This window comes from Fischerella major NIES-592, assembly GCF_001904645.1.
GTDB classification, from domain to species: Bacteria; Cyanobacteriota; Cyanobacteriia; order Cyanobacteriales; family Nostocaceae; genus Fischerella; species Fischerella thermalis.
Window position 1 is genome coordinate 713928 of record NZ_MRCA01000002.1, and the last position, 17463, is coordinate 731390.

Sequence of the window (17463 nt, forward strand, 5' to 3'; positions counted from 1 at the left end):
CCATTTCTGGATCGCTCTTGACAAAAGTTCATTGGACAATATCCAATATGCCTTGATCTGCATCTAATATCACCTGTACACCCACTGGTAATGCTGCATTTGGTGCTTCGTGACCAAAGGGTAAATCCGAGACAACGGGAATTCCTAAATCACCCAAGCGATCGCGCAAAACTTCTTCGACTGTAAAACTAGGAATACCCACTGGCGCTTGACATTGACTAAAGCTACCTAAAGCGATACCACGAACTTTAGACAAAGCACCACACAGGCGCCACTGCGTCAACATTCTATCAATCCGGTAGGGTGCTTCTGTCACATCTTCAAAAGCCAGGATGACACCATCTAAATCCGGTTGGATGGGTGTACTCAAAAGATGGGTAGCCACAGTCAGATTAGCTGGTAGCAAAATACCAGTAGCTACACCACCTCCCCAACCACAACCTTTTAAGGGGGGAAGAGAACGTCCTTCCACCCAATCAAATAAACGTTCAATTGACCACTCTGGTTCATCAGCGATCGTGGTTAACAAAGGCGCGTGTACACCAGAAATTCCCACCTGATAAAGACTCCACAGTAAAGCAGTTATGTCGGAAAAGCCGATCAGCCACTTGGGAGAAGAAGTTGGGGAGATGGGGCGATGGGGAGATGGGGTGTGAGGGGTGGGTGAAGTGTGAGGGGTGGGGGGAGTGAAAATGTTCTCCGTGTCCCCCATGTCTCCCTTGTCTTCCCTGTCTCTATATCCCCAATGCCAATTTTCTAAAATCCGGGTACTACCGAAACCGCCTCTAGCGCAGAGAATACCACGACATTCGGGATCTTGCCATGCTAATGCTAGGTGGTGACGACGAGTTTCATCTTTACCTGCTAAATAGCCCCATCTGTCATCGATCTCTGGTATTATTTCTATTCGGTAGCCGCGCGATCGCCAGATTTCTACTCCCCGTTCAAATGCTGTAAGTTCTCGCAAAGCACCACTAGGTGCAAGGACTCGTAGTAAGTCACCGGGTTGGAGGGGTGGTGGAATAATAACTTGAGATTGCATTGATGAAATTGAGATGTTAAGGAGTAGATGAAATCACCAAGACAGTGAACTATAAAGTTATCACAAAGAAAATCTCAACTTCACAAATAATAATGAGAATTTAGTTGATGGTTGATGGTTGATGGTTGATTGTTGGTTAATGGTTAGTGATTGTTAACCATCTCCAGTACCTACTCCCCACACTCCCCACCTCCCCATCTCCCTTTCCTCTTACTAAAAATGCAGCCTACTATTTCTACAATTCCTCTACGTCAGATGGCTTCTGGTGATTTTTTGTCGCTGCAATTATATAAATTTACTGGTGCTTATCCAGGCAAAAAAGTTTACATTCAATCTAATCTGCATGGTGCAGAAATAGCAGGTAATGCAGTAATTCACCAATTAATTGAATTTTTATTGACACTAAATGATACCGATTTAATTGGGGAAATTTGGTTAGTTCCTGTTTGTAATCCGATGGGAACGAATACACGTATACATCACTTTTCTCCCGGGAGATACTGTCTTTATGAAGCCAAAGATTGGAACCGTATCTTTTGGGATTACGAAAAAGAAGCTGATGATTTAGCTGTATTTGCTAAATCTCAACTTCATTTAAATTCGGAGGTCGTCAAACAAAATTATCTTGCCTTAGTTCAGCAAAAATTTAATAAACTTTTAGAAAAAATTAATTCTCCTAGTAGCGTACCTTATACTGAGAAGTTTAGCTACAAACTACAATCTCTGAGTTTAGATGCTGATTACTTAATTGATTTACATAGTTCTACCAACCAAGGTTTAAATTACCTTTATTACTTCCCAAATCGAGAGAAAAGCGCTAAATATTTTTTACTCAATTTTGGCATTTTACTTGATGAATATGACGGAGATGCTTTTGATGAAGCCTTTATTAAGCCTTGGCTAGCATTAGAAAAATATTTAAAACAACTAGGAAGAAATATCAAGTTTGATGTAGAAGCCTGGACACTTGAGTTAGGTATGGGTATGCAAATGAATCCTGATTCAGTAGCCAAAGGAATTTTAGGAATCAAAAACTATTTAGCATCCAAAGGAGTACTTAAAATTGCTGGCTTTCCTCTAGCAAGTAGTGAATCTCACAAAATGACATTTAGAGCCAGAAGTCAAATTAAGAAATATTATGCTCCTGTAGGTGGAATGATTCAAGCGAGAGTTGAATTAGGAAGTGAAATTAAAGCTGGAGAAAAGCTTTATCAAATTCTGAGTTTTAATAAAGCCGGGAAGTTACCTCAATTAACTAATATTTATGCTGAACAAGATGGATTAGTTTATGATGTTGCAACAAATCAAGCCGTAAATGAAGGAGAGTTTGTATTGGGAGTGATTAATTAAGAAAACGGGATAAAAATACACAAATATATATATTCATCAATAAATTACGCCTGATGTGAATTGAATATGGAGACGCAATATTCCTTGCGCCTGGTAAAAAACGTTTTTTTAGAAATCGACCACCGATACACACCGATAAACACAGATAACACAGATGGATCTTTTATGGGTGGTTGGGTGGTCATTGGTTTGTTGAGTATTTCCCATGATCTATTAGCGCCTTTGTTAATTCACATTAGACGTAAATTTCTATCCCATAAGTAGTTTTAATTAGTTGGAACTAGGATACTATTTAGTTTAGTTTTGTTAGTAATTCTTAACATTGTCTTAGGCAAACGTTTTGATACTTAGTGTGTGAAATGCATTTAGGTAGTTAAATATATTTAGTAATATTTAGTAGTAGATTCAACTTAAGCAAAGGCAATAGCTAAAAACGTCAGGGTGATTCTATGTTTCTTTTGTCTCTACACACTAAATTACTTCTTGCAAACGTAGAGTAAATCGGAGTCACAGGTGAATAGTAGTAATAATGACATCTTCTCTTTGGCAGGGGAAGTAATGATCCCACAGGCTCCTCCTGATTTTAAATCAGGCTTTATCGGTATTGTCGGCCGTCCCAATGTCGGTAAATCTACGTTAATGAATCAATTAGTTGGACAAAAAATAGCCATTACATCGCCAGTAGCCCAAACTACACGCAATCGATTGCGGGGTATCTTAACCACAAAAGAGGCACAATTAATTTTTGTGGATACACCAGGAATTCATAAACCTCATCATCAATTGGGTGAAGTGCTGGTGCAAAACGCCAAAATAGCGATTGAATCTGTGGATGTGGTGCTGTTTGTGGTTGATGCTACAACTTTTTGTGGTGCAGGCGATCGCTACATTGCTGATTTACTGAGTCACAGCAGCACACCTATAATTTTGGGTTTAAACAAAATCGACCAACAGACAGCAAATTTTCTAGCCATAGATGAAAGTTACACGCAGTTAGCAAATGCTCATCAATGGCAGACAGTAAAATTTTCTGCCAAAACAGGTACAGGATTGAGCGAATTACAACAATTACTCATTCAAAATATAGAACTTGGCCCTTACTACTATCCTCCCGACTTAATTACTGACCAACCAGAACGCTTTATCATGGGTGAATTGATTCGAGAACAGATTTTGCTGTTAACACGCGAAGAAATTCCCCATTCTGTAGCAATATCCATCGATAAAGTAGAAGAAACAACAACCATTACCCGCGTACTAGCCACGATCCACGTCGAACGTGATTCCCAAAAAGGAATTCTTATTGGCAGAGGTGGTTCGATGCTGAAAGCTGTTGGTAGCGCTGCTAGAGAACAAATTCAAAAGTTAATTGCAGGCAAAGTTTACCTAGAATTATTTGTAAAAGTGCAACCAAAATGGCGTCAGTCGCGCATTCGTTTAGCAGAGTTCGGATATCGGGTAGAAGAGTAGAAAAATTATGAATTACGTCTAATGTGAATTAACAAAGGCGCTAATAGATCATGGGAAATACTCAACAAACCAATGACCACCCAACCACCCATGAAAGATCCATCTGTGTTATCTGTGTTTATCGGTGTGTATCGGTGGTCGATTTCTAAAAAAACGTTTTTTACCAGGCGCAAGGAATATTGCGTCTCCATATTCAATTCACATCAGGCGTGAATTATGAATTATGAATTCAATTTGCCTCCAGATGCTGCACCATTACGAGTATTGATTGTTGAAGATGATCCAATGATGCAATTGGGTTTAGAACAGTCGCTGATGGCCCATCCCCAATTGGAAATTGTCGGACAAGCTGAAGATGGCTATTTTGGTGTACAAGCAGCATTAAAACTCAAACCAGATGTAGTGGTAATGGATATTGGCTTGCCCCGTTTAGATGGGATTGCAGCAACACAACAAATCAAAGCTGCATTACCAAAAACTCATGTGGTGATGCTGACGTCTCATAAAACAGAAACAGAAATTATTGCTGCTTTATCTAGTGGTGCTGATGCATATTGTATTAAAGGAGCCAGTGTAGAGCGACTCTTAAGTGCGATCGCCGCTGCTGTGGAAGGTGCTACTTACCTTGATCCCCAAATTGCTAGACAAGTAATTGAAAATCTTAAACCACCTTCCCCCAAAAGCAATGTAGCCCATCTTTCTGAACGCGAATTAGAAGTGTTGAAACTGATGGTAGAAGGCTATAGCAACCCAGAGATTGCTGAAAAACTCTACCTCAGTCCCAACACTGTAAAAACTCATGTCCGGGGGATCATGAATAAATTATCTGTTGACGATCGCGTGCAAGCAGCTGTTGTAGCCTTGCGTTCTGGATTAGTTTAAAATTTTTCTTGGTGTCTTGGTGTCTTTGTGGTAAAAAAGATCATTTTTGAAACACCAAGGCACTAAGACACTAAGAATTTAACAACTAATCTTTGAAACCACTTCAAGTGGGTTTGTGCTATTAGCCCGCAGTTTACTTGCGGGTGATGTTTTGGTAAAATCCAAGACCCTGTTTAACTCATGCCTAGTTAAAAAACTTTGCATCGTTCTAGATAGTAATTATCTTGAACACGTCGCAAATCTTCTGCAATTTGACAAGCAGTGCGACGTCTATTACTGACATTGAGATGAAATTCGGATTCAGGACGAGAATTATGTGAAATCCGGTTGTTGCTGTCAGTGTTGAAAATCAACAAGAACATGAGTTTGACCTAAATTCCGCAAGATTTTCAGTGTAGAACTGACAGCAGCGATCGCACCTCACCCAGTAGATATCATCTAATTGGGTGAAGGTTGTTGGTTAATTGTTGATTGGTGCTTGATGGTTCCAACCAACAACCAACAAACAACAACCAACAAATCAATGATGTATTTCCAGATTGAGGATATAGCATCCCAGCTGGACTTTTCCTGCCCATAACTCATACTCCACTCGTAAATTTTCTGGCAGTGGGTGTCCGTTCAGGGTTAGGTTAGCAGTAAAATTGCGTAAGCGAATTGGTTGATTCGGTTGTAGGGACTCATTTGGCAACCAATAGCGGGTAATGCCGTATACACCCCGTTCCCAAAAATGCCGATAACTCAACTGAGCATTTCCTTGCATGGTCATGGTGACTCGATAGGGGGAAATCTCTAGCCATAAGACCCTGGGACTACTGGGATTTAGTACCTCTTTACTGTTGGTTACAGGCGGTGCTGTCAGCAGTAGATGAAAGCGATCGCGATCTTTTTGGTACAGCGTTGCAGCAGTTTCAACAACAGACCAAAGTGGCAGATCTGTAGAAATAAGTGATAAGCACACGGGCTTGCGGTGATGTGTAAGCATGGGAGCGATGGAGGCTAGAAGCTAAGGAGTAAAACGAAATCAATATTCAGGTGATCGACAATTAATCGTAAGCAATGGAACCTTGTTTAGCTAGACTTGGATCAACTGGACAAATTAGGTCTAAAACAAGTAAGATACCAATCTATGCAGCCTTAATCAGGCTTTTTCTAAATTTAGCTTTCGCAACTGACAGTTGACGTGGTTGCAATGTCTTGTAATTAAAGTCAATACACTTGTACTTAAACCGCTTTCAGTTCAGGGAAACTTGCTGGTAACATTATAAGTAAGTCAGACTCGTTGTAGAAGCGCAAAGCCTGACTTCCTGAAGTATTCAAACACTACTGACTAAAAGGGAATTCTTAACAGGGAACGGGAAAGAGAATAGAGAATGTGTAATTAATTTTGTTTATACTTAAATAGATTCTGAGCTTATTTGATTAATTTTCATACTAAGGAAAGCGATAGGATACTAGCGAGGAAGTAACTAGCAGTAGCTTAAATTAGTCAACAGTGAACAGTTATTGAGTGATCACTTGATAACTGATCACTGATAACTGTTAAAGCTTTTGTTATCGATCAACTTCCAATGCAGTCACAAGTCAGTTTATCCCAATGTCGCATTCTGTGATCACTGTAGAAACTCAAGAAAACGTTTCACAAAAATTATTTATTCAGCCGCCCACTTCTGGATTATCTTTACAAGGTCGAATTCGGATTCCGGGAGATAAATCTATTTCTCATCGTGCTTTGATGTTGGGTGCGATCGCTCAAGGTCAAACCCAAATCAAAGGGTTACTTTTAGGTGAAGATCCTTGCAGCACCGCTAGCTGTTTCCAAGCGATGGGGGCAGAAATTTCTGAATTGAATAGTGAACTTGTAACAGTTACAGGTATTGGTTTGGGCAATTTGCAAGAACCAACAGATGTGTTGAATGCTGGGAATTCAGGTACAACGATACGATTAATGTTGGGATTATTGGCATCCCATCCAGGACGCTTTTTTACTGTTACAGGTGATAGTTCTTTGCGATCGCGTCCGATGTCCCGTGTGGTTAAGCCATTGCAACAAATGGGGGCGCAAATTTGGGGACGTAAAGATGGTTCTTTAGCACCATTGGCAATCTCTGGACAGGCTCTCAAACCAATTCATTATCACTCTCCTATTGCTTCTGCTCAAGTCAAATCCTGTATTTTGCTGGCAGGTTTGCTGACAGAAGGACAAACTACCGTGACTGAACCAGCCCTTTCCCGTGATCATAGTGAAAGAATGCTCAAGGCATTTGGGGCAAAATTAGATATTGATCCCCAAACTCACAGTGTCACAATTACAGGCCCTACTCAACTGGTCGGACAAACAGTAGTTGTTCCTGGTGATATCAGTTCCGCAGCCTTTTGGTTAGTGGCTGGGGCGATTGTACCCAATTCCGAGTTAGTCATTGAGAATGTCGGCGTTAATCCCACCCGTACAGGCATTTTAGAAGCTTTAGCAATGATGGGGGCAGATATTCAAAGGTTGAATGAACGGGAAGTTGCTGGTGAACCAGTTGCCGATTTGCGGGTGCGTTCCAGTCGCTTACAAAGTTGCACAATTGCTGGGGAAATCATACCCAGGCTAATTGATGAAATCCCAATTTTAGCGGTAGCCTCAGTATTTGCTACAGGGACAACTGTCATTAAAGATGCGGCGGAATTACGCGTCAAAGAAAGCGATCGCATTGCTGTTATGGCTCAACAACTAAATAAGATGGGAGCAAAAGTTACTGAACTACCTGATGGAATGGAAATCACAGGCGGAACTCCCCTAGTAGGAACAGATGTCGATAGTTATACAGATCATCGTATCGCCATGAGTTTAGCGATCGCCGCTTTAGTTGCCACTGGTAAAACTACCATCCAGCGTGCAGAAGCAGCAAGTATTTCCTATCCAAATTTTGTCCCCACTCTGGAAACAGTCATTAGTCAATAGTCAATTGTCATTGGTTAGTAGTTAGTAGGGGCGAAGCATTTGTATGAGTATCTTTGCTGAAAACTAAATATCTTGGTACAAATGCACGCGGCCTACAGTTGTTAGTAGTTAGTAGTTTCACTACCCCTCACACTCCCCATCAACCCATTGCCACCCAACCCCCCACCTCCCCATCCCCGAACAGATAGACAGTCTCAAAGAAAAATTCTACAATCGGACTGATAGCAGTAAATTGACTCATTGTACAATTAACATAAAAATGGTAGAGATTGTCCTGTGATTACCCTCGCTTGTGGAATCACTCAATAATAGAAGAAAGTATTTTAGTAGAGGACAACAAGCAAAATGGATGTAAAGCTAATATTAATCGCACTTACAGTAATTTTCACTGTATCATGCTTGTTCTTTGGCACTCAAAACGGGTTCTACGATTCTGACAACTACCACGGCAATGGCTCTGCACATTGATAAAAACACAATTAAAGGCAATCGCCCCTCATCTGTCTGATCAGGACTCTTGATTACCTAAGTTTTCCTAAATCAGTAAACAGTAATCGAGCTTTGGTGCTGACCTTCCCCATAGTGGAAGACTCAAATCAGGTGATACAACTGATAACTGATAACTTTTAGTTCTGTGAAGACTTCCTCCCCAACAGCAAATCCGCTTTCCAAGGACGTAGTAGGGGCGTAAGTTCGGAAATTAGCCCCTAGATAAAGTGATAAATATTCTCGTAAAAGCTCTTGGTTTGTTGGAAATATTGATAAAAATGAGTTCGACGGGGAGGAAAGCATGAGCGATCGTCTGTCAGCATCCTCTCGTATGGATTCAGGGGAAGTAGCAAGTGAATTGGAATGTGTTCCCTATGGTGTCAACCACACAGATGAAGGTGTGTGTCTGCTAGTGCGGATGGGATCACACCGCTTTTTACTAGACTGTGGTTTGGCAGATATTTCACCTATACTGAAAGATGTTACGAAGTCAGCACGGCGGGGTAGTTCGCCTCTGCCTGCTGACTTTGTTTTTGTCAGTCATGCTCACCCAGATCATGCTAGGGGTTTGCTGAAACTACATCAGGCTTTTCCTCTGTTACCCATCTACGCTAGTGAGGTAACTAGTAAGTTACTGCCGTTAAATTGGCTGGATCAAGATAGTCAAGAATTATCACAATTTTGTCAGGCTTTGCCTTTGCGATCACCACTAGAAGTCAAAGATGGTCTGGTGGTGGAATTATTCCCGGCTGGACATTTACCAGGTGCTGTGGCAATTCTGTTTACCTACACTACGCCACAGCGTACCTACAAGTTACTGTATACTGGGGACTTTTTCTTATCTAACTCGCGGTTAGTGGAGGGTTTGCGTTTAGAAGAATTACGGGGATTGGAGTTAGATGTGCTAATTATTGAAGGGACTTATGGTACTTCTCGTCATCCCCACCGTCGCAACCAAGAAAATCAACTAGCAGAAAGAATTAATCGAGCGATCGCTGACCGTTATTCTGTACTTATGCCCACACCTGCATTAGGCTTGGGTCAAGAACTATTAATGCTTTTACGCAGCCATCATCACTTTACAGGTCGTGATCTTGATATTTGGGTTAACGGTGCTGTTGCTACTGGCTGTGATGCCTACTTAGAGTTATTACCCCATTTTCCACCCTCAGTACAGAATTTTGCCCGTCATCAACCTTTATTTTGGGATGAACGGATACGTCCTCGTGTCCGGCGTTTGCAACCACAACAGCGTGCAACCGTGGGTAAGTATCCCTGTATTATCGTCACCGACTCTACAACTGACCTGAGTCAGTACATGCAACCCGATACAGGTCCCTGGCTGATTCTCTTGCCAGAAAAAACTGACATAAAAATTAATCATGAGCAGTTTCCCGGAATTGTCACTGTTGAAAGCTATCTACTTGCCCAACATAGTGATGGCCCTGGTACTACCCAACTAATTCATAATTTGCGACCCCAGCATGTCATTTTTGTTCATGCTTCTCCTACCTATTTGGCAGACTTGACTAGCTTGGAGGAATTACAAAATCGTTACCACGTGCATTCTCCAGCAGTAGGGACATTGGTAGAATTACTGATTGGTGAAACATTTTTACAACCAGCTGCACCAGAGACGAATTATGAAGGTGAACTCACGGAGCTAGAAACGGTTGTAACGATTGCCCTTCCCGATGCGATTACAGCCGACCCCCGTTGGCAACAATTTGCTGATACAGGTTTAATAGAAGCCCGCTGGCAAGGAGAAGAACTCGTATTGCGGGGGTTGTCACAACGAGAACTTCTTAATCAAAGTAGCGATCGCTATGTGTGGTCTGATGTAGACTGCTGTGGAACCTGCCGACATCAAAGGGGACAACGGTGCTGGAATCCCGCGTCCCCTTTATATAACTTCAAAGTAACCCTTGATGGTTACTGTCCGGCTTTTGAGCGTCTAAGTGATAGTCAATAGTACTTAGTTATTGGTTAGTAGTTAGTAGGTCTACTAACCACTAACCACTAGACCCTTAGTCTGGATTAGAATCTGTGTAACGATTGCGGATACGTTCTACTTCTGGACAGTCTTCGGTCAAAAGAGGTTCAACATTGCCACGTGGCACGGAAGCTAATTTCTGGGTTATGGCACCAATACTTTCAAGGCGAACCATCTCCTCCCAAGAGCAGATTTCCTCATCTTCTTCTGTTTCATAGCGTAGGGTCACTAAATCTCCCTCTATATCGATGATGCGGGCGCGTTCAATCCAGCGTTGCTGGTCCCGCAAGAACACACATACCTCCCGCCCATCGCAACACAGTTGATAAATCTTGCGGTGTAGCATCTACTGCTTCTGCCTTTTTAAATCTAGGTAAATCTGTTAACATCTGGGTTTTATTCCCCAATTTATAGCATTCTTTTCGAGTTGATAAAATTAACCCTTTTAAAGATGCTCTGTTTGACCCGAACCCAAGACTTGCTTGTGGTTATCAACCAATGGAAATTTTAGATCATCAATTTAAAGTTGGCTTGTATTTATTTCACCAACTTAACCCCACCTGTTGAGGGCATCCAGGGAATGTTCACCTCATAGAAGTCACATAATTCAGGATTTGACCTGACCAGGTCGATAGTATTCGCTGGTGAGTCCTTAGTATCATCATGTAATAAAAGATACTCAAAAACAAGCTTAGGTTGCTGTTGTCGAAGTTGCCTAATTGTATTCATTGGCATTGCTGGGAAGTCTGGGGACTCGGCTTTACTTTTATCCCTACGTAATTGATCTTAGCTTATTCTCTAGTAACCTTCATGCTTTTAAACAACTAATGATTAATAAAAAGTCAAAAGCTATAAAGTGAGCCTTTACGGTGACGAGGCAGCATCCTACAGTACGGGTTGACAGTGCTAATTTGCGTTTTAAGAGCATTGTAGCACTTGGCTTACAGTTGTAGCGACAGTCGTTCATGCTTACAGGTTAAGAGTTTCCCTGAGTTTTGTTTATTAGTTTCTTTTGTAGTATTTGGGGCATTCCATGACCAAATTTGAAGAAGCTTCTCGCTTAATACGACCTGCGCGAACAGCATCTAATAATGTTGAAAGGGCGGCTAAATCCTCTGGCTGATAGCTTTTTGTCGCCAGCATTTGATGAAGAAGACCCTCGGATTCAACACTAAGATATCCTGTTTCAAAGGCAGATTCAATAAGTGCGCGGATCATTGTGATTAGAGCATAATTTGGCAATTATTTCTTCTACTGTGGAATAAATTCATTTTGATTGAGTTGATACAGATCGGCAAATATAAGTGATTGGAGTTGAGATTTGATGTGATTTTAATCACAGCTATTTTCTACCCATTGCTTGCCGCTTCTAAGACAGGGGTTTTATATATGTTAGTCTGATTAAAATTTTCCCATATTTGACATATATTCCTTCTATTTTGGTAATTTATAATACCGATAAGTAGATACTGATGCTATGGTAAAGACTTTATTAAACTACTAAAATATTCAAAACTCTTAATTCTATACATCCTGAGGGTGTGATGAACAGATAAGGCTACACCTAGTTCATCGAATAAACAAGCGGAAATCCTCATCTTGTTGACTTAATTGTACCCAATCAAGATTTAAGTTACGGAACTTATGCACCAGACGATCGCAAGCAGGACGTTCGGTAGCATAATGACCAGCATCAACTAAAATTAGACCGCGATCGCGGCTTTCTTGAAACTGATGAAACTTACAATCAGAAGTGAGATAGACTTGAGCACCAGTTTTAACGACAGCCGAGATAAAACTTGCTCCCGAACCCCCTAAGACCGCTACTTTGTCAATTTTTTGCTGCAAATCTGCTGTGGGAGAAACAATTAGAGAGGGAGGATTTAGTCGAGATTGAATTTTTGTGACTAAATCCTGCAATACTAAAGCAGGTTGCAAAACACCAACACGCCCATAACCCAAACCTGCTTGTGTAGGTACTATTGGAGAAACTTGTTCCAGTTCCAAGATTTGCGCCAAAACATCAGCAGTACCATCTTGAACTTGATCAAAATTAGTGTGGGCAGTGTAAATACCAATATTGTGGGTAAAAGCTAACCGTGCCATTTCCGCAATGGGGTTCCCACTGCACAAAGACTTTGGCGGATTAAAGATGAGGGGATGGTGGGCAAAAATTAGATTTACAGAGATACCAGCTTTTTGATAGGCGATCGCTTCCTCCATTACTGCCAAAGTCGGCGTCAGACAAACTAGAATCTTTGCTTGTTCCTGTAACACACCCGGTTCAATCTGCCAACCACAATTATCCCAGCTTTCTTGCCAAGCTGGATTTGCCCATTCTTCAAACCAAGCTATTAAATCAGCGATTTTCATTTGTCAATGGTCTTGTCATTGGTCATTGGTCATTTGTTACTATTTATTCTCCTCCCACTCCCCCCACTCCTCATACTCCCCCCACCTCCCCATCACCCCATCACCCCACTGCCCCTAATCCCCAGAGGGGGCCCCGAGTTCCCCACTTGGCTACCCAGAAATATGAACTACTAATTCCCTATTGTGACTATGTTGGCGATGTTCCCAAATGTAAATCCCTTGCCAAGTTCCTAAAACTAAGTGTCCTCTGTTAATGGGGATGGTTTCTGATGTGTGAGTAAGGGCGGTACGTATATGTGCTGGCATGTCGTCTGGGCCTTCAGTATCGTGAATATACTGAGCTGATTCTGGCACGAGTTTTGCCATAAAATTTGCTAAATCTCTAAGTACATCTGGATCAGCGTTTTCTTGAATCAGCAAACTAGCAGAAGTATGGCGCAAAAACAAAGTGCAAAGTCCCGTTTCAACTCCTGACTCTGCGACTATAGCTTCAATTTTCGTGGTGATGTTGTGCAAAGATTTACCGGTGGTGGAAATTCTGAGCAACTTTTGGTAGTGAGCCATTTGAAATTATGAATTCTCGGCTTGTACTAGAGGAACAATAATCTGCTAACTCTAATTTATCATTCATAATTTTCCTCAAGTTCTGATTAAAGACTTTTAGAAAGTGCACATGAATACGGTAATTACTTATTGAGTATCTGTGCATTGTTACATACTAGTGGAAATTACGGTTGTTCTGTTGTTGCCCGCTAGTTAAACTGGGGGTAATTAGTGAGTGATTATGCTCACTTTTGGCATCAACAGATTCATCAGGGACATCTACGAATAAAATTCCTCTGCCCTGTAAGAGCGGAGGATTTTTAATATTAATTGGTTATTTGTTCGTGGTTAGTGGTTAGTGGTTAGTAGTTAGTAGTGAGTTATTCCAAACAACCATCAACAATTAACCATCAACCACCAAAAAAACTTAAAACCTCATGGGCAATTGCTTCATTACCATCCTTTGCAATGGGTTCTGAAGAAAGTGGTTGTTGCAGTGGTTGCAGTAAAAAATCCCAATTACCATCAAAAAATTCTGATGGTGTCAGGATTTGATGCTGATTGTACTGAGAAATTCCTGCTAACAGAAAGGCTGCTTCTGCAAAATCATTACGGGTAATAGATACAATCGGTACACCTAAGCGAGTGGCTTCTGCAAAAGTACTGAAACCAGGCTTAGAAACAACTCGCCCACAAATAGGCATAAAATCCACAGGGCGGTATTTATGATCTTTAATTTTTATGATATTGGACAAGTCTGGAGCAGATTGGTCAAAGGTAATAAATTGCCAGTCTGGAAATTTTTGCAGATGCTTGTAAGGAATTTGTTGTAAGCCCAAACCACCAAAAGTAAGTAAGATAGTTTTTTCTTTAGGTGCAGTAATCCCCCAAATGGCTCGAATTTGCTCGTCAGAGTAATGGGGAGAGCCACCTGTTAAACCAACATCAGTAATATTGCTGAATGCTTCCATTGGTTCATAAAAAGGAAGACGAAATAAGCGATCGCATTGACCATAGCAATCACTAATCCAATCAGCAACCTCACTAAAGATCTCACCCCAACTCCGATAAATAAAATCAAAGCCGAAATTACTCATCATCCAGCAGGGAACGCCAGCAGCTTTGGCAAATTTTGTCGCTAAAAAGGGAATATCTGCCAAAATTAACTGCACACGATTTTGGCGAATAAAGTTGACTTCTGAAGCAATAATAGAGTTTTGATTCTTTTTAATCTCTAGCAACTTTTCTAATGTCGTTGCTTTATCCATAGCCAAGCTATCTTTTTGCACCACACCTACATCAAATCCACGGGGACGATGAATAAAATCACCTTCAATGTAAGACTCTAGTAACCACCGTGGAGCAGTTGACACAATAATTAGCAAGATGTCTGGACATAACTTTTGGATAGTGGCTGCAACCGCTGCGCTGCGAGTCGCATGACCAAAACCGTGATTGGTAATTGCTATGTATAAAATTGGACGTTTCATCGAAGATTGGGGATTGGAGATCTGGGACAAGGGAGGTAGGGGGAGTGTGAGGAGTGTGTAGACGCGTAGCAGCTTTCTGTAAGGGTGGAGTACTAAATAACCACTATTGTACAGACGCGAGGAACATCGCGTCTCTACGCACTAACCAACAACCACTAACCACTAACCACTAACTACTAACCATTCCTCAATTCCTTCAATTAGTTGGTCGATTTCCAACTCAAGTGTAAAGTAGTGGACGCAAGCACGTACACAACTGGGGTCAGCAATTGTGCGAGTGAATATTTTTCTTGATTGTAAGAACTCTACTAATTGTCGATGGGCTTGGGGAGTGTTTTGGGTGAGTTGAAACGAGACTAAACCACTCTCAGGAGGTGAAGTGCGCAAAGGAATAACATGAGGTAATGCTCCTAAGCGTCGCCATAGGTATTCGCTGTGATTACAAATTTGCTGATAGCGTTCTTGTGCTGTTCCCCATTGCTGATGAATAGCGATCGCTTGCTTCAACCCTGCGTAAAGCGGATAATTAGAAGTCGCAACTTCATAACGTTTTCCGTCTGAATGCCAATCTACAGGCTTACCTTGACTGTCTGTGAGAATGCTACGCCAACCGATAAATGTGGGTTTTAAACTATCTCTCACTTCTGGTCGCACGTATAAACCGCCCACACCGCCAGGCCCGCACAACCACTTGTGACCAGTGAATGCATAAAAATCTACCTCTAATTCAGTTAAATTTAATGGCAATGAACCAACAGACTGGGCAGCGTCTACTAAAAGTCTAGTTTGATTATCTATGCATAATTTGGATATTTTGTCAAGTGGTAAAACTTGACCAGTATTCCAGAGGATATGACTTAAAACTAGCAAACGGGTATTTGAGCGTAAGTGTTGGTCAATAACTGCTACTGGATCACCCTGATTTAACGTTGCCATCAAAGGACAAATGGTAACTTCAACTGCGAATCTGCGTCCGATTTCTTGCGCTATAGCCACAATACCTGGATGTTCACAATCTGTTAATAACAAGTGATCTCCTGGGTTCCAGTCGATACCCCACATAGCAATATTGCAACCAACGGTGACATTCTCAGTAATTGTAATGGTTGCGGGAGGTACATGTAACTCAGCAGCGATCGCCACTTTAATAGCTTTTGTTTCCTCATCAATCCAACTACCTACCTCAGTACCAAAAGGTCCGATTTCCTGTATATGAACTTGAGATTGACTAATCGCATCCATTGCCACTTGGGGCATCGGGCCTTGACCACCGTAGTTAAAATAAGTTTTATTCTCTAAAGCTGGAAACTGCTGTCGATAAAGATGCAACCTGTTCATAGTCAATAGTTAATAGTCAATGGTCAATAGTCATTTTCTCCCCACACTCCCACACTCCCACACTCCCGATTCCACTTCACTGCAAACGTAACACCCAGAAATTGTGTAGAATTTCTGGGTGTTACTAGTAGGCTTTTAGATTTCCTACCTTAGTTTTTGAAGTTATATCTATGTTCTCACAAGCTGATTTTATCCAATACGCCCAATGGTCAGGTATTGCCACCTTGGTCTTTGCTGCTTTGACATTTTTGGGTTTTATTTTTAAATGGGGCCTGCGCTTTCGGCTAGTGGGTACAACAGGCTTTATGCTGGTGCTGACAGTTGGTTTATTTTCTCTTTCCCTAGCACCTCTAACACGCACAGTCATTCCGGGAGCAGTACGGTACAATTTGGTGTACGATAATGGTTCAACACAAACTGTAATTGCTATCCCCCCTCAGATTAGTCCCACGCAATTAGAAGCTACTTTACGTCAAGCAGCCAGTGATTTATATTCTTATGGTCGCTTAGGGAGACCTGGTGACAACCAGTTGACTATTCGCGCCCGTACAATCATACACCCGGAAGCAGGAGTGTCAATACCACTTTATTTAGGTCAAATCAAGCGATCGCTTGCTAGTCGTGAAGATCCCCAAATGGCAATCGACATTTACCAGGATAAATTTGCCCAACTGCCAAAATCCAACACCTCATCATAAGAATGGGAAGTGTAATTCAGTTATCAGTTATCAGTTATCAGTTATCAAATTCTATTACTTACTACGGCTGGTACTGAATTCTAACCACTAACAACCAACCACTATTGTACAGACCCGATGTTCCTTGCGTCTCTACTAACAACTAACCACTAACCACTAACTACATATATTGTGGAATTTGGCTTAAAGTTCGCCAAGTAGCTTCATCAATAATGCCGGTGTCAGGGAGATTATTACGTACTTGCCAGCCTTGCACGGCTGACTCTGTAATTGCTCCAAACTCACCGTCAACGTAGCCTATGTAGTCTTGAGTAGATTTCAGAATACGTTGTACCTTCTTCACTAATTCTCCCCGGCTGCCTTTTTTCAATTCCGGTAAATTAACTGGCCCGCCTGTGTATAATGCTTGCCAAGTATTATCGTCAACAATGCCATTTTCTGGCAAAAAAACTCGGCGCTGAAATTGTTTGACGCTTTCTTGTGTAATTTCTTCAAAAACGCCATCAATTTTACCAGTATAAATACCTAAACTAGTTAAAAGTTGTTGTAGCTCCTCCACCGCTGCACCATTGGAACCTAATTGTAACTCTGGTTTATTTAGCTTGGGCTGTAATATGTTTGGTATGCTGTTACCGCTATCACTTGTCAATTGCATATTCCTACTCCTTGGGAGCGGTATTTATTACAGTGTAATTTTTTAAGCATCAACTTGCATCACTCAAGTGGGGTACTAATACCCTCTATCAAACTATCTACCCAAGGTGGTGCTGAGTTCTCTTTAAGAATGGTATTTTTTTGTGTCTTATAATACATAATTAATTATTATTTGGTTAAGATATTAATCT

At 41.3% G+C, this 17463-nt stretch carries 18 protein-coding genes; 7 read left to right on the top strand and 11 right to left on the bottom strand.

The genetic code is table 11. The features are described from left to right. Positions 1-28: 28 nt before the first annotated feature. Entirely contained in the window at positions 29-1042 is a 1014-nt protein-coding gene (locus NIES592_RS07040; protein ID WP_073555284.1) for a S66 peptidase family protein, read from the bottom strand. A gap of 219 nt (positions 1043-1261) precedes the next feature. On the opposite strand from NIES592_RS07040, the gene NIES592_RS07045 reads away from it, so the two are divergent. The 3 genes from NIES592_RS07045 (at position 1262) to era (ending at position 3862) form a co-directional block, all read left to right on the top strand. After that, the gene (locus NIES592_RS07045) at positions 1262-2392 is read left to right on the top strand and encodes a succinylglutamate desuccinylase/aspartoacylase family protein (protein WP_073555285.1); all 1131 of its coding nucleotides are present in this window, start codon (positions 1262-1264) and stop codon (positions 2390-2392) included. 66 nt (positions 2393-2458) lie between these two features. Then, positions 2459-2656: a hypothetical protein gene (locus NIES592_RS07050; RefSeq protein WP_071846714.1), complete on the top strand. Its 198-nt coding sequence runs from the start codon at positions 2459-2461 to the stop codon at positions 2654-2656. Positions 2657-2950: 294 nt separating this feature from the next. After that, on the top strand, positions 2951-3862 hold the full coding sequence (gene era / locus NIES592_RS07055) for a GTPase Era (protein WP_073555286.1): 912 nt from the start codon (positions 2951-2953) through the stop codon (positions 3860-3862). 5 nt (positions 3863-3867) lie between these two features. Here era and NIES592_RS07060 read toward each other — a convergent pair whose 3' ends face one another. Next, on the bottom strand, positions 3868-4053 hold the full coding sequence (locus tag NIES592_RS07060; RefSeq protein ID WP_062244030.1) for a hypothetical protein: 186 nt from the start codon (positions 4051-4053) through the stop codon (positions 3868-3870). Between the two features lie 25 nt (positions 4054-4078). Between NIES592_RS07060 and NIES592_RS07065 the strand changes: the two genes are divergently transcribed. Further along, entirely contained in the window at positions 4079-4744 is a 666-nt protein-coding gene (locus NIES592_RS07065) for a response regulator (protein ID WP_009457719.1), read from the top strand. A gap of 188 nt (positions 4745-4932) precedes the next feature. On the opposite strand, the gene NIES592_RS24975 is transcribed toward NIES592_RS07065, so the two are convergent. Both NIES592_RS24975 and NIES592_RS07070 read right to left on the bottom strand, forming a co-directional pair. Beyond that, positions 4933-5106, bottom strand: coding sequence for a hypothetical protein (locus NIES592_RS24975; RefSeq protein WP_178379488.1), 174 nt, complete (start codon positions 5104-5106; stop codon positions 4933-4935). Positions 5107-5264: 158 nt separating this feature from the next. Beyond that, on the bottom strand, positions 5265-5729 hold the full coding sequence (locus NIES592_RS07070; RefSeq protein ID WP_009457727.1) for a hypothetical protein: 465 nt from the start codon (positions 5727-5729) through the stop codon (positions 5265-5267). Positions 5730-6341: 612 nt separating this feature from the next. Between NIES592_RS07070 and aroA the strand changes: the two genes are divergently transcribed. Continuing rightward, positions 6342-7694, top strand: a complete 1353-nt coding sequence (aroA, locus tag NIES592_RS07075; protein WP_062244033.1) for a 3-phosphoshikimate 1-carboxyvinyltransferase — start codon at positions 6342-6344, stop codon at positions 7692-7694. A 790-nt stretch (positions 7695-8484) separates the two neighbouring features. Then, a complete protein-coding gene (locus tag NIES592_RS07080) occupies positions 8485-10155 on the top strand; it encodes an MBL fold metallo-hydrolase (protein ID WP_062244036.1) in 1671 nt (556 codons plus the stop codon). Between the two features lie 55 nt (positions 10156-10210). On the opposite strand, the gene NIES592_RS07085 is transcribed toward NIES592_RS07080, so the two are convergent. The 6 genes from NIES592_RS07085 to NIES592_RS07115 all read right to left on the bottom strand — a co-directional run bounded on the left by NIES592_RS07085 (position 10211) and on the right by NIES592_RS07115 (position 15920). Then, positions 10211-10522 (bottom strand): DUF6679 family protein, encoded by a 312-nt coding sequence (locus NIES592_RS07085; RefSeq protein WP_016868657.1) that lies wholly within the window; start codon positions 10520-10522, stop codon positions 10211-10213. A gap of 656 nt (positions 10523-11178) precedes the next feature. Next, complete coding sequence (locus NIES592_RS07095) at positions 11179-11394, bottom strand: hypothetical protein (RefSeq protein WP_009457737.1); 216 nt, start codon at positions 11392-11394, stop codon at positions 11179-11181. A gap of 351 nt (positions 11395-11745) precedes the next feature. Next, on the bottom strand, positions 11746-12549 hold the full coding sequence (locus NIES592_RS07100) for a Nif3-like dinuclear metal center hexameric protein (RefSeq protein ID WP_062244041.1): 804 nt from the start codon (positions 12547-12549) through the stop codon (positions 11746-11748). A 150-nt stretch (positions 12550-12699) separates the two neighbouring features. After that, the gene (locus tag NIES592_RS07105; protein ID WP_062244051.1) at positions 12700-13113 is read right to left on the bottom strand and encodes a secondary thiamine-phosphate synthase enzyme YjbQ; all 414 of its coding nucleotides are present in this window, start codon (positions 13111-13113) and stop codon (positions 12700-12702) included. A gap of 389 nt (positions 13114-13502) precedes the next feature. Next, positions 13503-14582 carry a glycosyl transferase gene (locus NIES592_RS07110; RefSeq protein WP_062244062.1) on the bottom strand — a complete coding sequence of 360 codons (1080 nt, stop codon included), beginning with the start codon at positions 14580-14582 and terminating at the stop codon, positions 13503-13505. A gap of 162 nt (positions 14583-14744) precedes the next feature. Beyond that, a complete protein-coding gene (locus NIES592_RS07115; RefSeq protein ID WP_073555287.1) occupies positions 14745-15920 on the bottom strand; it encodes an aminotransferase class V-fold PLP-dependent enzyme in 1176 nt (391 codons plus the stop codon). A gap of 170 nt (positions 15921-16090) precedes the next feature. On the opposite strand from NIES592_RS07115, the gene NIES592_RS07120 reads away from it, so the two are divergent. Then, entirely contained in the window at positions 16091-16618 is a 528-nt protein-coding gene (locus NIES592_RS07120) for a Ycf51 family protein (RefSeq protein ID WP_073555288.1), read from the top strand. Positions 16619-16778: 160 nt separating this feature from the next. Here the strand turns inward: NIES592_RS07120 and NIES592_RS07125 are convergent, their stop codons facing one another. After that, complete coding sequence (locus tag NIES592_RS07125) at positions 16779-17273, bottom strand: peptidoglycan-binding domain-containing protein (protein ID WP_073555289.1); 495 nt, start codon at positions 17271-17273, stop codon at positions 16779-16781. Between the last annotated feature and the right edge of the window lie 190 nt (positions 17274-17463).